Genomic DNA, 15,855 nt, shown 5'->3' on the forward strand with positions numbered 1-15,855 from the left:
TGACAATATTTTAATTTGTAGGAAATTTTTCAAATCGTAGGAAATAGAACATAGTTATGATGTTGTTCATGAAGTTTTTTGTAATGGAATTGGTAAAATTAGGATGAGCCAGCAAAATATCAGTACTTGAGAAACTCAAGTACGAATTGATATACATTTTATCAATATAGAGTATAAGGAAGGGTTCAGAGCATTTGCTTGGAACCTTTTTGAATATAGGGTACAATGGAAATGATTGAAAAATAGCCGTGAAACTGTTATCGTTAAACTATCAGAAGACAAGCCAGTTATAATTAAAAAAAGAAGGAACAACGATGAAGAAAACAAATGTAAAAGACAATGGATTTGAAGGTATACTTTTTCTGGGAAATGGGACAAAAGATAAAGTTGTAATTGTTATGTCAGGCTCCAATGGAGGAATGAAGCTTACAAAACAGGCGGCAGAATTTTACCATAAAAATGGTGTTCCTGCGTTGGCGCTGGCATTGTTTGCAACAAAGGGAACACAGCCTTTTTTGGATAGAGTGCCGGTGGAATATGTAGAATATGCAATTCGTTGGCTTAAGGAGCAGGGATACAACCGAATCGGGATTGATGGAATGTCAAAAGGAAGTGAAATAGCACTCGTTGCGGCATCCATGTTTTCGGACATATCCTGCGTCATAGTCAGGGTGCCATCCTATTTTGTGAGTGAGGGGCTTGCTGGAAAAGGGAAGAACAAAGCGCCGTCCGGTACCTCCTGTTGGAGTTATCATGGAAAGGAACTTGCCTATGCGCCATACAAGATGAGAAAATTTAATATCCTAAAAATGCTGATAAAAGAAAAGGAATTGCATATCATCATGTTTAACAAAGATAAAGACATTATCCCGGAGAGCATCATTGCGATTGATAAGATAAAAGCGCCAATACTAATTTTATCGTCCAAACAGGATTCAGTATGGCCATCCTATGAAAGCGGTATTTATATAGAAAAGAAACTTGAGGAAACAAGTTTCCCATATGAACATAAGCATGTTGCATATGAACATATGAGTCACGCGTTGGTAACCAAACTGCCAATCCTATATAAGTTAGGTTTTAGGTCAGAAAGGGAAAATGCAAAAGCGTGTGCCATTGACAGAGATAGCATGAAGAAAGAATTGTTGGACTGGATAAATCGGGTGTGGAAATAGTTCCAAATCAACATTTATGAAAAAAACACTTGACCTTCCACCTTGTGGAACCTGTATAAAGGTTATGTCAGACAACATATTTGAAAATTAAAGGAGGAGAAATGATGGGAGTACAGACAATATCAAATACCGCAATTTGCGGCGTTGTAATTTCTATTATTTTATCAATGACAGTACCAGTTGCATTCATTATTTTTGCAAAAAAGAAGTATCAGGCGAAGATTTCAACATTTTTTATTGGAGCAGGAACCTTCTTATTGTTCGCGATGGTTCTAGAACAAATCATGCATTTGCTGGTCATTAAGGTTGGTGGATTAAGTGCGGAGAACAACCGCTGGCTGTATTATATTTATGCAGCAATGGCGGCAGCAGTTTTTGAGGAAACAGGAAGAATTGTGGCAATGAAGTTCTGGATGAAGAAACGATTGGATTTCCCAAATGCGCTTATGTATGGTATTGGACACGGCGGAATTGAGGCAATTTTGATTGGTGGACTGACCAACATTAGCAATCTGATTTCAATGCTCATGATTAATAGTGGTGCAATGGAGCAGTCGTTGGCGATTTTGCCAGAAGAAACAAGAAACCAGACGATGCAGCAGTTATCTGCGTTGTGGACAACGCCAGCCTCACATTTCATGGCAGGTGGATTTGAGAGGGTAAGTGCGATTATTTTGCAGATTGGGTTATCGTTGCTTATTTATCACGCATTGAAGTCGAAGAAACGTGGTGCTGCAATTCTTGCGTATGCGCTTCACTTTATGGTGGACTTTGTTGCAGTATCCTGTGCGGCATATGTTTCGGTATGGATATTAGAGGTGTTTATTTTTGTAATGGCGGTAGGAACCTTACTGTTTGCATGGAGAAAGAGTAAATGAAAATTGCAATATTTGCAGATATTCACAGCAACGTAGAGGCATTGAAAGCTTGCTATGAACAAGCAAAAAGACGTTCTGTGACAGAGTTTATTTTCCTTGGGGATTACCTGGGTGACATGGCAAACCCCAGGGATACCCTAAAGTTACTTCATGAAATCGAGAAGACGTATCTGTGTACCTTTATTCGTGGAAATAAGGAAAATTACTGGATTCATCATCGGAAAAATTCAGAGGAAGAGTGGAAAACGGGGACGACAACAACGGGAATGTTAGCATATAATTTTTCACAGTTGTCCGATGAAGATATCGATTTTTTTGAGGCAATGCCAATTTCAAAAGAAATGAGATATGGGAATTTACCGGTTTTTACAATATGTCATGGTTCGCCGTTGGTTGTGAATCAGAGTTTGCGACCAGATTATGAATACATAGATGATGTGGTAGAAAAATTCACGACACAAATGGTAATCTGTGGACATTTTCATATTCAGACATCGTATGAAAGAAAAGGAAAACTGGTAATCAACCCAGGCGCAATCGGCGTTCCGCTTCATAGTGCTGGAAAAGCGCAGTTTCTGATATTATCCGATGAAAATATGCAATGGAAGACGGAGTTTGTGACAGTTCCCTATGACGTAGACAAGACGCTAGAGGATATGGATAAAGAGGAGCTTTTTCAAAAAGCGCCAGGCTGGTATGAGATTACAAAGCATCTGTTGCTTACGGGAGAAACGTCCCACGCTGTGGTTGTGAGACGGGTTATGAAACAATATCAGGAGAAAACAGGGAAAAAAGGGTTACATGAGATTCCGGAAACATTCTGGCAGGAAGAGACAAAAAAACTTTGGTTTACATAATGAGAAATGAAGCTGGCAGAATTCCTGGATATAGTAGGAAAAGAATAGAAATATAACTAATTGTTATGGCAAAAATGAAAAAACACTATACACAGGAATATTGACAGAAAGACCTTCGAGTGATATTGTATCTTTTAACAAAGAGTAAATGCATGGAACAGAATAAGGTCATCAAAAAGGGTGTGACTTCAGAGAGTCGTCGGTTGGTGTGAGACGATGGGCAGTTTTGGTGATTATCCTCTGCGAGCAGTGTACTGAATTCCCGGATGGGATAGTAGGTGGCACCGGTTTTCTACCGTTAATAAGAGCCTTATTTCTACGGAGTGGTCCGTAGTGATGAGAGTGAGAGGTCGTTTGAAACGGCAAGTAAAGTGGTAACGCGGAAGTTTAAGCCTTCGTCTTTAGAATAAGACGAAGGCTTTTTGTTTTTCTGACAAAAGCGTTCCGTAAGCATGTGTAATTCTTTGCGAATTTAAAGAAGGGAGCCGCCAATGGGCGGAGAGCAACATGAATGGTTTAGTTATTGTGTTAATTGGTATTTTAGCATTGGGAGCCGGTTATCTGTTATATGGTCGCTGGCTTGCAAAGAAATGGGGAATCGATGAAAAGGCAAAGACGCCTGCATTCACCCATGAAGATGGAGAAGATTTTGTTCCATCCTCAAAGTTTACAGTATTTTCACATCAGTTTTCTTCTATCGCAGGTGCTGGCCCTGTCACAGGACCAATCCTTGCATCCGTATTCGGATGGGTTCCGGTATTCCTGTGGTTGATTATCGGAGGTTTGTTCTTCGGAGCAGTACAGGACTTCGGTGCTTTGTATGCATCTGTTAAGAATGAAGGAAAATCAATGGGTATGATTATTGAAAAGTATATCGGTAAGACCGGTAGAAAACTTTTCATGTTATTCTGCTGGTTATTCACACTTCTTGTTATTGCAGCATTTACCGATATGGTTGCAGGAACTTTTGTTGGAAAAGGTGTAGCAGACATGGCAGCGGAAACCAGCTATGCAAACTCTGCAGCAGCATCCATTTCCATGCTTTTCATCGTTGTAGCAGTTATCTTCGGTGTGATTCAGAAACATGTTGGAAAAATGAACGAAGTCGTTCGTGCCGTAATTGCAATTGCACTTTTGGTTGTAATGTTTGCCGTTGGTATGAAACTTCCAATCTATGCAACAAAATCAGCTTGGATTTACATCATTATGGCATACTTATTCCTTGCATCGGTTATGCCAATGTGGCTTTTGATGCAGCCTAGAGATTACATGACAACATTCATGCTTCTTGGTATGATTATCGGAGCTGTTGTCGGTGTTCTCGTTGCACATCCAACTATGCAGTTAAATGCATTCAACGGATTCAACGTAAATGGTAGTTACATGTTCCCAACTTTATTTGTTACAATCGCATGTGGTGCGGTATCCGGTTTCCACAGCCTTGTTTCTTCTGGAACATCTTCTAAGACCATCAGCAATGAAAAAGATATGCCAATGGTTGGTTACGGCGCAATGGTTGTTGAAACATTACTTGGTATTGTTTCCTTAGTAGTTGTTGGTGCTGTTGCTGTAAACGGAACAAAACCAGACGGAACACCATTTGCAATTTTCTCAAGCGGTGTTGCAGGATTCTTAGAGAAACTTGGACTTCCAGTACAGTTAGCAACTGTATTTATGACAATGTGTGTATCTGCATTAGCATTGACATCTCTTGACTCTGTAGCAAGAATCGGACGTATGTCCTTCCAGGAACTGTTCTATGGTGATACTACAGATCCTGAAAAAATGCCAGGATGGCAGAGAGTTTTGACAAACAAATACTTCGCAACTGTTATCACATTGTTCTTCGGTTATCTGTTAACACTTGGCGGATACAACAATGTATGGCCACTGTTTGGTTCTGCAAACCAGTTACTTGCAGCTTTGGTACTGATTGCACTTGCTGTATTCTTAAAGACAACCGGAAGAACCGGATGGACGTTATACATCCCAATGTTTGTTATGTTAGCCGTTACTTTTACCGCATTGGTACAAAAGACAATCGCACTTGTTACCAACATGGTAAGCGGTCAGGCTACATTCTTGGTAGACGGTTTACAGTTTATCGTAGCAATCCTTCTGATGGTACTTGGTGTCATGGTTGCATTTAGCTGTTTAAAGAAACTATTTGGAAAAAAAGCAGAAGCTTAAATTGAAAAATGGAAACGCCTGGCGCATTCGTGTGCCAGGCGTTTTTGCTTTTTAAGAGGCATACTAAGATTTTCTAATGTTTTACCACAGTCATCATCCAGACCTGTCACAATCTCATTTTTCAGCCACTAATTCGCAGACTCTCTTTTTCCACTTACATCGTATAAAGAATAGATTGAGTTTCCTATGTAAAAAGTCCCAAGAGGACAATGCATATATAACTTGTAGTTGGATGAAAACGGGTACTGACAGGGAAAACGAAAAGGTATAAAATAGAGGTAGAACGTATGATAGAGAAGTTATAGCCAGAATACAGGATTTGTGCCAGACACAGGTCAAAAATGCGCAAATAGTTGCGCAGGAATGGAGAAAGATATGAGGAGAAAAAGTGGGTTTTTCAAAGGGAATAAGTGTTTCAGACATGTAATCTGTATCGTGCTTACCTGCATTTTGTTTGGAGGATTTTTAACACCGCTTGCGGTATTCGCAGATACGACGCAGGAGACAAGGACGGTTCGGATTGGCTACATTGATTATGAGGGATTCATCAGCCAGGACGAGGACGGAGAATATCAGGGATATGCAGTGGAGTATCTGAATAAGATTGCAGAATATACAGGGTGGAAATTCGAGTATGTATATGATACATGGGGAAATTGTTTAAAAGGATTAGAGGATGGAGACATTGATTTTATCTGCCATGCGCAAAAGACACCGGACCGGGAAGAAAACTATCTTTTTTCAAAATATTCTGATGGCTCAGAGTCCTGTGTTCTTTATGTAAGAAAAGATGATGACCGTTATTATTACAACGATTATGCGAATTTCAATGGAATGAAAATTGCACTTTTAAAGGATAGTTTTCAGAATCAGGAAGTTACGGAGTACGCTGCCAAAAAAGGATTTTCTTATCAGGCAACAGAGTATGATACACCGCAGGCGTGTTTTGATGCCTTGGAAAGTGGTGAGGTGGATGGCGTTGCAATGGGGTCACTTGCACTAAAGACGCAGTATAAGATCGTATGTAAATTTGGTTCAGATCCATTCTATTTTATTACGGGAAAACAGAATCAGGAACTGATGGACGAACTGGATGATGCACTAGGAGAGATCGCGGCAACAGATGCTTCCTTTGGCACAAATCTTTTTGATAAATATTATGGAACACAAAACGATGCAGTGAATCTTGTTTTTACCAGGGAGGAGATGGAGTTTATTCAGGCTGCGGGCACGATAAAGATTGGATTGATTCCAAATCGTACACCGTTTTCTAATATTGGAAAAGACGGGGAGCCGAAAGGAATCGTTGTGGATCTTATGAAGCTGATTGAAGAGCGCAGCGGATTAAAGTTTGATTACGAGGTCATGCAGGCGGGGCAGCGTGCGACCGATTATTTAAAAGAGAATCCAGATGCCTTTGTTGCGGGAATAATGCGTGAAAATCCGCAGTTTCATACGGGAGATTATGTAGTTTCGGATGTGATGTATTCCGATGATGTATCGTTAGTGTGCCGGAAAGGTTTTTCCTATAACCTGGATGCGCCGGATGAGACTTATAAATTAGTTATTCCAGCCAGTTATGTAGCATTGGAAGAATATATTGTGGATAATTATCCGCAGTTTGAGATTGTGCGTGGAAAAACAAGCGCAGACTGCATGGAGATGGTGTTAGATGGAAAAGCTGATTTTATGGCACAGAATGTCAATGTTATCACACCGCTGATGCAGAATCCACACTATGAGGGACTGACGCTGTTGCCTACTTTTTTCATGGATGAGGACATGGGAATTGTCGGAAATAATACCGAACAGAACAAGACGATAATCAACATCATGAACAAATGTATTGCAAGTATCAGTGCCAAGGAAAAGTCCCAGATTACGATTAATCATACAATCACAAATGGATACAAACCATCCGCATCGGATCTTTTGTACAAGTTCCGTTATCCGGTTTCGGTGATTGTCGTTTTGATGATTGCGCTCGTTGCATTGATGTTAATCTGGCAGCAGTCGAAACGAAAGAGTTATGTAATCCTGGAAAAGAAGAATGAACAGCTTCGGGATGCTGTGGTTCAGGCAGATCACGCAAACCAGGCAAAAAGCCAGTTCCTTGCACGGATGAGCCATGAAATCCGTACCCCGATGAATGCAATCGTAGGACTGACTGAAATTGCAAAACACCATGATAAGGAACCAGAAAAGATTGACGAATATTTAACAAAGATAGAGGCTTCTTCGCAGGTGCTTTTAAATATCATCAATGATGTATTGGATATGTCTGCGATTGAGAGTGATAAGATTCAGATTGCCCAAAATCCGTTTAATATCCGGGAGATTTTAACTTCCATCTCGACGATTTATTATACGCAGTGCAGACAAAAGGGAATCCATTTTGAGATGGATACGGCAGATATTTCAGATGAACAGCTTTTAGGGGATGGACTCAGGCTAAACCAGATTTTTTTAAACCTTGTCTCGAATGCTTATAAGTTTACACCGCCGGGAGGAGAAATCCGCATTGTGGCAAAAGAAGTGTCCGTACAGGGGGAAACCGCATATTTTAACTTTAGTGTAGCGGACACCGGAGAGGGCATGACGGAGGAGATGCAGCAGAGAATCTTTAAGCCGTTTGAGCAGGAAAGCGCCAGCACCGCGCAAAAGCACGGCGGAAGTGGTCTTGGACTTTCGATAGCAAAGAATCTGGTTGAGATGATGGAAGGTTCCATTTCCTTTGTATCTAAAAAAGATGTTGGAACCACGTTTAAGGTGTCGATACCATTCCAGATTGATACGAAGGCAGCAAAGAAGGAAACGGACACCTGCAAGACAATTCGGGCTTTGATTGTAGACAACGATACGGAGACGGGAGAATACACTGCATTGGTATTAAGCCGCATCGGGGTAGATTACGAGGTGGCAAAGGATGCCAATGAGGCACGTAAGAAGCTGAATAAAGCCAAGGGCGAGGAAAAGGCACTCCAGATTTGTTTTGTGGATTGGAAGATGCAGGAGCAGACCGGAAGTGAAGTGATTCGCCAGATTCGTGAAACTTTTCAAAAGGATATGCTCATTATTATCGTATCCGCATACGATACTTCTGAGATTAAAGATGAAGCGCTTGCAGCAGGTGCGGACATGTTCTTAACCAAGCCAATTTTCCAGTCTACGGTATTTAATCTTTTGATGAAACTTTTTGATGGAAAATGCGTAAAACGCACCGCCCAGAAGGATTCGTATGATTTTGAAGGAAAAAAGGTGCTGCTCGCAGAAGATACCGATTTCAATGCAGAAATTGCAATGGAGCTATTGGATATGGTAAATATGAAAGTAGATCATGCAGAAAATGGCGAGAAGGCGGTGGAAATGTTTGAACGTGCAAAAGAAGGCACCTACGCCGCAATCCTCATGGATGTGCAGATGCCGGTTATGGATGGTTATGAGGCGACAAGAAAAATTCGTGCGTCAAGCCACCCGCAGGCGAAGTCAATCCCGATTTTTGCAATGACCGCAAATGCATTTACGGAGGATGTAAGTGCAGCCTTAAATGCCGGAATGAATGGGCATATTGCAAAACCGATTGATACCAGAATTTTATATTCCTCGTTAGAGGAAGCAATCAATAAATGATTGAGAAAAAGTAAGAGTAGTAAGGAAGCGTAAAGTAAGAAGTATGAAACAGAGTAAGACATTAGATATGACACAATTTCAGAACAAGAAGGCGAATTTCCATACGCATACCACGCGTTGCAAGCATGCGTATGGGGAGGACAGAGCGTATGTGGAAAAGGCAATCGAAGCAGGATTTGAAGTGCTTGGATTTTCCGACCATGTGCCGTGGCCGTTTGAAGGCTATGTCTCTCCGATTCGGATGCAGATGAAGGATGTGGAGGGTTATGTGGATTCCGTTCTTGCACTGAAAGAAGAGTATAAAAGCGATATAGATATCTATTTGGGATTTGAGTCCGAATATTTTGCAGAAATGTTTTCGGAATTGATGGAACAATTACAACAATATCCGATTGACTATATGATTTTGGGGCAGCACTACCTGGATAATGAAGTTTACCGCAGATATGCAGGAAGAGATGCGGATGAAGCCACACTGATTAGTTATGTGAAACAGGTAATAGAGGGGATTCGCACCGGATATTTTTCCTATGTGGCACACCCGGATCTGGTTTCTTATCAAGGTTATCCGGCAGTCTATTTACAATATATGAAACAGTTATGTCTGGAAGCAAAAAAACTTGAAATTCCACTTGAAATAAATGTGAATGGATACCGGGAGAAGATACAATACCCGAATGAGACTTTTATCCAGCTTGCAGCAGAGACGGGCAATACATTTATCATAGGGGTAGATGCACATGATCCGTCACAGCTGCTTGATAAAAAGAATTATGAGGAATGTGTATCCTTAGGAAAAAGATACACAGACCGCTTGATTTGCTATCGATGACTCCTAGAGAAGAATCTTAGATTTGCTTTTGAGTAAACGTGCTCCGTTGATAATTAAAAGAATACCGGAAACGATACCGGTAACGAGAACACAGATACCAAGTGCGAGATTAGCAGCTCCAGTAGAGCCGATTGTCTTATATACTTTTTCATCCATATAAAAAACCTCCTTTGCTGACGGTCCGATATACGTGTATTGTATCATTTTTCGAAAAGCCGTGCAACAACAGAGCAGTCGGAAACGCAACATTTTGACGTGGATGGGAAAAGAAAAATTGTGTTGCAGGAGGAAAAAATCATGCAGAAATTTTTAAATCAAAGACCAGAAAGAGGGAGCAGGCTAGAACCGCTCGATCATGTAGATGGATTTGACATCCGCCCGGGTTTTTACCGGATGGACGGTGCGATGCAGACGAAAGACGGAGTCAGCTTCACCATACATTCTTATGGCGCAACAAGCTGTACGTTGTTACTTTTTCATCCGAAGGAGGCGGAGCCTTATGCAAAAATCCGCTTTCCGGAGGCGTACCATATCGGAAATACCTATTCCATGCTGGTATTCGGTTTGAAAATAGAAGAATTTGAGTATGCGTACCAGTTGGATGGACCGTATGATGAACAGAAGGGACTTCTTTTTAATAAGGATCATATTTTACTTGACCCTTATGCAAGGGCAGTTACCGGCCAGCGTCACTGGGGAGAAAAACCGGAAGGTGGAAAAGATTTTGTATACAAGGCACGTGTTGTAGAAAATAATTTTGACTGGGGAAACACGAAGCAGTTAGAGCTTCCGTTTGAAGATCTGGTTATCTATGAAATGCATGTGCGTGGTTTTACAAAGGCAGAGAATTCTGGTGTTTCTGCGAAAGGAACCTTCGAGGGAATCCGCGAAAAGATTCCATATTTAAAAGATCTTGGAATTAATGCTGTGGAGCTGATGCCAATTTTTGAATTCGATGAGATGGAAGGAAACCGTGAATATGAAGGCGAAAAACTCTATAATTACTGGGGTTACAACACGGTAGGATTCTTTGCGCCAAATACAAGTTATACCTCTGTCGAGGAACATAACCATGAAGGGGATGAACTAAAACGCCTCATTTATGAGTTGAAAGAGAATGGCATCGAGGTAATTTTGGATGTTGTATTTAATCATACGGCAGAAGGAAACGAATTAGGACCTTGTTTTTCTTTTAAAGGAATTGATAATAATATCTACTATATGCTGACGCCAGATGGAAAATATTACAATTTTAGTGGTTGTGGAAATGTTATGAACTGTAATCATCCGGCGGTGCATAAATTTATTGTGGAATGTCTTAGAAGCTGGGTCATTGATTACCGTGTGGATGGCTTCCGTTTTGACCTTGCTTCTATCTTAACAAGAGATCAGAATGGTGCACCGATGGAGCATCCACCGATTTTGGAAAGTCTTGCCTGTGATGCCATTCTTGGAAAAGTAAAATTGATTGCCGAGGCGTGGGATGCAGGCGGCCTTTATCAGGTTGGAACCTTCCCGGCGTGGAGCCGTTGGGCAGAATGGAACGGCAGGTATCGTGATGACATGAGACGCTTTTTAAAAGGGGACGGTGGATTAGCGCAGGCTGCGATTAACCGAATTACCGGTTCTACCGATTTGTATGACCCGAAACACCGCGGAGACAGTGCATCTATTAACTTTTTGACCTGCCATGATGGATTTACGTTGTATGACCTTTATTCCTACAATACAAAGCACAATGAAAAAAATGGCTGGAACAACACCGATGGGGATAACAATGGAAACAGCTGGAACTGTGGTGTAGAAGGTGAAACTACAGATGTAAATGTAAACAATCTAAGAAAACGACTGGTGAAAAATGCATTTGCAACGTTAATGTGCAGCAGAGGACCGGCGATGTTTTTTGCCGGAGACGAATTCTGTAATACGCAGTATGGAAATAACAATGCATATTGTCAGGACAACATGATTTCCTGGCTGGATTGGGAGCGTCTGAACGAGTACCAGGAGATTCATGATTTCTTCCGTTATATGATTGCATTTCGAAAGGCGCATCCGATTATCCGAAGAAGAACAAACGGTGCCGCCTGTGGATTCCCAGGAATCAGTATTCACAACGGTTATCCGTGGAATGCTGGCAGTGACAACAATACCCGGATGATTGGAGTCATGTATGCAGGAAGAAATGAGACAGATACGGATGATGACATCGTATTTTTGGCAATCAATGCCTATTGGCAGCCACTTACACAGCAGCTCCCAGACCTGCCGGAAGGCAAGTACTGGAAGGTCTGTGCAAATACCAATCTTCCATACAAGGATGGAGAAGAGATTCAAAGCATGACGACTTTCTTAGGAGATCATACGATTCAGGTTCCAGACCGGACAGTGATTGTACTGACGGCAGAAAACCGCTCCGAAGTCTGTTAAATCCAGCCACTATATAGTGTGGGGTTAAATCCAGCCACCATCTAAGGTTATAATCTGACCGGTCAGATAATGATTGCCGGTGACGATCTGGAGAGCAAGGGCACCGACTTCCTCCGGTTTTCCGAAACGTCCGGCAGGGATTTCCTCCTCAAGTTCGAAACGTTCTTCATCGGAAAAGCATGCGTTCATCTGTGTGTCGATACAGCCACATGCAATCGCATTGACCTGAATGTTGCTTGGTGCCAGTTCTTTTGCTAAAGCTTTGGTAAAAGAATTGACACCGCCCTTGCAGGCAGAGTAGGCAACTTCGCAGGAAGCGCCAACATTTCCCCAGACAGAAGAAATATTAAGAATCTTTCCTGATTTCTTGGAAACCATACCCGGAATGGCAAGTTTGCTTGTGGCAAAAACGGAGGTAAGGTTTGTGGCTACAATGTGGTTCCAATCCTCGATTGTCATGTCACTCAGCAATCCAATGTGAGAAATGCCGGCATTGTTGATTAACACATCAACTGTGCCAAAGCGTTCCGCAATTGATTGAAACAGCTGTTCTAAGTAATGATAGTCACTCACATCCCCCACACTTGTCAGGACATCGACGTGGTAGTTTTTTTCTAACACATAAGCCAGGTCCAAAAGAGCGGTTTCAGTTTTCGAACAGGTGATGACAAGATTATAACCAGCCTGCCCGAAAGACATCGCAATCGCACGGCCGATGCCGCGGGAAGCGCCGGTAATTAAAGCAGTTTTTTTCATAAAAGTTCCTTCCTTTCATTGAGTTGCAAATGCAAATTTCAACGTAAAATATATTAGTAATTTTACCACAAAGCCACGGTCAGGTCGACCAAGAAAAAAAGGAAAAAGAGAAACCACTTACTAGACAATAAAAAGAAAATATGCTATAATAATTTGGTACGATTCATTTCGGCGCGTGGCTCAGTTTGGTAGAGCGCGGCGTTCGGGACGCCGAGGTCGCAGGTTCGAATCCTGTCGCGCCGATTCCTTGAAACCCTTGAAAGAGAGAAATCTTTCAAGGGTTTTTGTTTTTGGGGCATGTCCGTTCGCTAGAACAACATCCACGACACAAACCGAATAACTTGACAGATGTCACATTTAGTGATAACATATCGAAGATTTAGCCTGATGGTAAAACAAAAAAGATTGGAGATTCACGATGGGAAGAGACGTTATTGTTGCATGTGATTTTAACAGCAAAGAAGAAGTGGTAAAGTTTTTAAGCAAGTTCGAACACGAAAATGAAAAGCCATTCGTTAAGATTGGAATGGAATTGTTCTATGCAGAAGGACCAGAAATTGTCCGTACCATTAAAGGAATGGGACATAAGATTTTCTTGGATTTAAAACTGCATGACATTCCAAACACCGTAAAGAAAGCAATGGCTGTTTTGTCAAACCTTGATGTTGATATGTGTAACGTGCATGCAGCAGGCACAAAGCCAATGATGGAAGCTGCTATCGAAGGACTTACAAGAGCAGACGGAACAAGACCAATACTGATTGCAGTAACACAGCTTACTTCAACAGCAGAAGAGACCATGCATGAAGATTTACTGATTCCAAATTCCATGGAAGAGACCGTTATGCATTATGCAAAAAATGCAAAAGATGCCGGATTAGACGGTGTCGTATGCTCCCCACTTGAAGCTGGTGCCGTACATGCAAAATGCGGAGCTTCCTTCTTAACCATAACACCAGGTGTCCGTTTTGCAGATGGCGAAGTTGGAGACCAGAAACGTGTCATGACTCCGGCACAGGCAAAAGAGATCGGCTCCGATTATATCGTTGTCGGCAGACCAATCACACAGGCAGCAGACCCGGTTGCTGCATACCGCAGATGTGTGGAAGAATTTGTTGGTTAGTTTGATATAACGAAAAATTTCGAAGGCAGCTAATTTGCAGGCTGCCTTTGAAGCTATAAAAAGCTGGCTTTTCGTTCTATTTTGGAATGTAATATCCGAAAGAGAACGAAGAACCAGCTTTTTTTAAAATCATCTAGAGTGTGACGCCTCCTAGCCCAATCGCACAGGCAAGCAGATATAACAGCAACAGATGCACCGGATAAAACAGGTAGAAAAAGTATTTGATGTTCCAGCCTCTTTTCCCATTGTAAAGTGCAATCGGAAGAAAAGCTGCCGGTGCAGGAATCTCCCATGCAAAGGAAATCGCACCAACTAAAATTTGCCATGGTTTTGAGGTGCGCGCAAAATAAAGCATCATGATACAAAATACACCGCGGTACGAATAGTCCGTGTGAAGAAGTTCTGCAACTCCCATCCCAACGGCAAGAGCAAGCACATAAAGGAGTCCACGAAAAAGAGGTGCCATTGCAACATGCTTTTCAATTTCACGGCAGACCATCATGGTCAAAAGCCCGATTAATAAGGTGAAAAACACATTCTGGGAGTGAAATTCCAGGAACGTATTCTGAAACGCCAGGTCAAATGGAATTTCGGATATCGCGCAAAATGCCAATAAGCGGAGTGCGTATTTTTTGACATCATGTGTATGTAAAAATCCCTCAATCAATAGAAAACAAAAAATTGGAAAGGCGATACGTCCGATATCGCGCATCACCTGGTAAACCACATATAAGTCACAATTCAGATAGATGGAACGGCAAAGCGGTGAGAGTGAAAAGACACCGTTTCGGTTAGCTGCAACTAAGATACGGGCAACAACCGCTGCTCCAAGATGGTCGATAAACATCGAGATAATCGCAATCAGTTTTAAGGTGCTTCCGCTAATTCCAAATTTTCTGGAAGCAGGCATGGTTTCGTTCATGGTAATTTCAGACCTTTCCGTAAGTGTAGTGTGTATTCAGGCACAAATGGATGCAATCGGAAATACTGTAAAATTATGCAACGACAAATGTAACTGAATTTAATTTGCTGTCTCTACTTTATCACACTTTGAAACATCCGAAAAGCCATAAAAACGACGGTCCAGCCAAAGATTAAAGCAAAGACCAAGTGTTGTCAGAATACTGCCGATGATGTACGTGGTGGAGAAACCATCCCCGGTGAGTGCATCGATTAGAATGCCGGTAAAAAGCTGTCCTACAAACATGATGAGTGTCAGGATAAAAGCAGACATTTTTTTGGTGACGAGATTCAGTAAGGAAACACTAACGACGCCGATAAGTCCGCCGGTGTAAACCCACCATGGTGCTGAAAATGTAATGGAAAAAGTAGATTTTCCGGTAAAGACAGCTCCAATCCAAAGAATGCTGCAGGTAATAAGACCAACCACATAGTTATACCAGGTGCTCACCAAAACAGAAGACTTTTCCGCTAATTCTGCGTTGACAGAGCGGGAGCACACGATGGTGATACCGGTCAGCAGGGAAAAAATAACAGGAAGCAGCACAAAGGAAGAACCATGGAACAGACAGGCAATTCCCAAAAGCGTAAACACGAAGCCGACCAGTTTGCCAGGATTGAACTTGCGCACCGGCATGTGGAAAAGACCAAAGTGGTCAATCACGAGCGAGGTGACGGCCTGCGAGAAAAGTCCTAAGGCAAGGATAGCAGACAGGCTGATGTGTCCATAGGCGGCGTTGTTAAAGATGGTAGTTCCAACTCCGATGGCACCTCCCAGATAAAGAGCCGGCCGGATACGTTCCTTAAGAAAAAGTTTTTCTTTTCGAACGAGGGCAAGGATGGTGATGCCAATAAGTCCGCTCACGTGAATGAGGACGGTCGAGGCAAAGGCATCACAGGAGAGGGAGAGCTGTCCGTTGATGGCAGACATCCCGGAAATCGTGGCTGCGCATAATAAAGCAAGTAAATAGTACATGTTAGTTCCTCCATAAACATACAGTTCCGGTTTTCGAATTACCAATTA

12 protein-coding genes, 1 tRNA gene and 1 other annotated feature are annotated in these 15,855 nt (G+C 42.0%); of the genes, 9 read left to right on the forward strand and 4 right to left on the reverse strand.

Annotated elements, in window-relative coordinates; translation table 11 throughout:
- The first annotated feature begins 314 nt into the window (after positions 1-314).
- The 6 genes from BIV16_RS14210 (at position 315) to BIV16_RS14235 (ending at position 9,562) form a co-directional block, all read left to right on the forward strand.
- Entirely contained in the window at positions 315-1,175 is an 861-nt protein-coding gene (locus BIV16_RS14210) for an acyl-CoA thioester hydrolase/BAAT C-terminal domain-containing protein (protein ID WP_075680040.1), read from the forward strand.
- Between the two features lie 101 nt (positions 1,176-1,276).
- Positions 1,277-2,053 (forward strand): YhfC family intramembrane metalloprotease, encoded by a 777-nt coding sequence (locus BIV16_RS14215; protein ID WP_242940348.1) that lies wholly within the window; start codon positions 1,277-1,279, stop codon positions 2,051-2,053.
- Positions 2,050-2,910 carry a metallophosphoesterase family protein gene (locus BIV16_RS14220; protein ID WP_075680038.1) on the forward strand — a complete coding sequence of 287 codons (861 nt, stop codon included), beginning with the start codon at positions 2,050-2,052 and terminating at the stop codon, positions 2,908-2,910. The genes BIV16_RS14215 and BIV16_RS14220 overlap by 4 nt, the downstream gene beginning before the upstream one ends.
- 144 nt (positions 2,911-3,054) lie before the next feature.
- Positions 3,055-3,316, forward strand: a binding site (T-box leader).
- 101 nt (positions 3,317-3,417) lie between these two features.
- Positions 3,418-5,100: a carbon starvation CstA family protein gene (locus tag BIV16_RS14225; RefSeq protein ID WP_075680037.1), complete on the forward strand. Its 1,683-nt coding sequence runs from the start codon at positions 3,418-3,420 to the stop codon at positions 5,098-5,100.
- Between the two features lie 375 nt (positions 5,101-5,475).
- The gene (locus BIV16_RS14230) at positions 5,476-8,730 is read left to right on the forward strand and encodes a response regulator (protein ID WP_075680036.1); all 3,255 of its coding nucleotides are present in this window, start codon (positions 5,476-5,478) and stop codon (positions 8,728-8,730) included.
- Positions 8,731-8,773: 43 nt separating this feature from the next.
- Positions 8,774-9,562, forward strand: coding sequence for a histidinol-phosphatase (locus BIV16_RS14235; protein ID WP_083625123.1), 789 nt, complete (start codon positions 8,774-8,776; stop codon positions 9,560-9,562).
- Between the two features lie 3 nt (positions 9,563-9,565).
- Here the strand turns inward: BIV16_RS14235 and BIV16_RS14240 are convergent, their stop codons facing one another.
- Positions 9,566-9,718, reverse strand: a complete 153-nt coding sequence (locus tag BIV16_RS14240; RefSeq protein ID WP_173664544.1) for a hypothetical protein — start codon at positions 9,716-9,718, stop codon at positions 9,566-9,568.
- Positions 9,719-9,859: 141 nt separating this feature from the next.
- On the opposite strand from BIV16_RS14240, the gene BIV16_RS14245 reads away from it, so the two are divergent.
- Positions 9,860-11,992, forward strand: a complete 2,133-nt coding sequence (locus BIV16_RS14245; protein ID WP_075680035.1) for a glycogen debranching protein — start codon at positions 9,860-9,862, stop codon at positions 11,990-11,992.
- Positions 11,993-12,016: 24 nt separating this feature from the next.
- Here the strand turns inward: BIV16_RS14245 and ymfI are convergent, their stop codons facing one another.
- On the reverse strand, positions 12,017-12,748 hold the full coding sequence (ymfI, locus tag BIV16_RS14250) for an elongation factor P 5-aminopentanone reductase (RefSeq protein ID WP_075680034.1): 732 nt from the start codon (positions 12,746-12,748) through the stop codon (positions 12,017-12,019).
- Positions 12,749-12,917: 169 nt separating this feature from the next.
- On the opposite strand from ymfI, the gene BIV16_RS14255 reads away from it, so the two are divergent.
- Positions 12,918-12,991: transfer RNA gene (locus BIV16_RS14255), tRNA-Pro, on the forward strand.
- Between the two features lie 175 nt (positions 12,992-13,166).
- Positions 13,167-13,871 (forward strand): orotidine-5'-phosphate decarboxylase, encoded by a 705-nt coding sequence (gene pyrF / locus BIV16_RS14260; protein WP_075680033.1) that lies wholly within the window; start codon positions 13,167-13,169, stop codon positions 13,869-13,871.
- Between the two features lie 133 nt (positions 13,872-14,004).
- On the opposite strand, the gene BIV16_RS14265 is transcribed toward pyrF, so the two are convergent.
- Positions 14,005-14,793, reverse strand: coding sequence for a TraX family protein (locus BIV16_RS14265; RefSeq protein ID WP_242940347.1), 789 nt, complete (start codon positions 14,791-14,793; stop codon positions 14,005-14,007).
- A gap of 99 nt (positions 14,794-14,892) precedes the next feature.
- Entirely contained in the window at positions 14,893-15,807 is a 915-nt protein-coding gene (locus tag BIV16_RS14270; RefSeq protein WP_083625121.1) for a DMT family transporter, read from the reverse strand.
- Positions 15,808-15,855: the final 48 nt, after the last annotated feature.

Source organism: Roseburia sp. 831b, from assembly GCF_001940165.2.
In the GTDB taxonomy this organism is placed as follows: Bacteria; Bacillota; Clostridia; order Lachnospirales; family Lachnospiraceae; genus Roseburia.

Coding starts and splice junctions, on each gene's coding strand:
- BIV16_RS14210 (WP_075680040.1), top strand. CDS start 315: ATGAAGAAAACAAATGTAAAAGACAATGGATTTGAAGGTATACTTTTT.
- BIV16_RS14215 (WP_242940348.1), top strand. CDS start 1,277: ATGATGGGAGTACAGACAATATCAAATACCGCAATTTGCGGCGTTGTA.
- BIV16_RS14220 (WP_075680038.1), top strand. CDS start 2,050: ATGAAAATTGCAATATTTGCAGATATTCACAGCAACGTAGAGGCATTG.
- BIV16_RS14225 (WP_075680037.1), top strand. CDS start 3,418: ATGAATGGTTTAGTTATTGTGTTAATTGGTATTTTAGCATTGGGAGCC.
- BIV16_RS14230 (WP_075680036.1), top strand. CDS start 5,476: ATGAGGAGAAAAAGTGGGTTTTTCAAAGGGAATAAGTGTTTCAGACAT.
- BIV16_RS14235 (WP_083625123.1), top strand. CDS start 8,774: ATGAAACAGAGTAAGACATTAGATATGACACAATTTCAGAACAAGAAG.
- BIV16_RS14240 (WP_173664544.1), bottom strand. CDS start 9,718: ATGGATGAAAAAGTATATAAGACAATCGGCTCTACTGGAGCTGCTAAT.
- BIV16_RS14245 (WP_075680035.1), top strand. CDS start 9,860: ATGCAGAAATTTTTAAATCAAAGACCAGAAAGAGGGAGCAGGCTAGAA.
- ymfI (WP_075680034.1), bottom strand. CDS start 12,748: ATGAAAAAAACTGCTTTAATTACCGGCGCTTCCCGCGGCATCGGCCGT.
- pyrF (WP_075680033.1), top strand. CDS start 13,167: ATGGGAAGAGACGTTATTGTTGCATGTGATTTTAACAGCAAAGAAGAA.
- BIV16_RS14265 (WP_242940347.1), bottom strand. CDS start 14,793: ATGAACGAAACCATGCCTGCTTCCAGAAAATTTGGAATTAGCGGAAGC.
- BIV16_RS14270 (WP_083625121.1), bottom strand. CDS start 15,807: ATGTACTATTTACTTGCTTTATTATGCGCAGCCACGATTTCCGGGATG.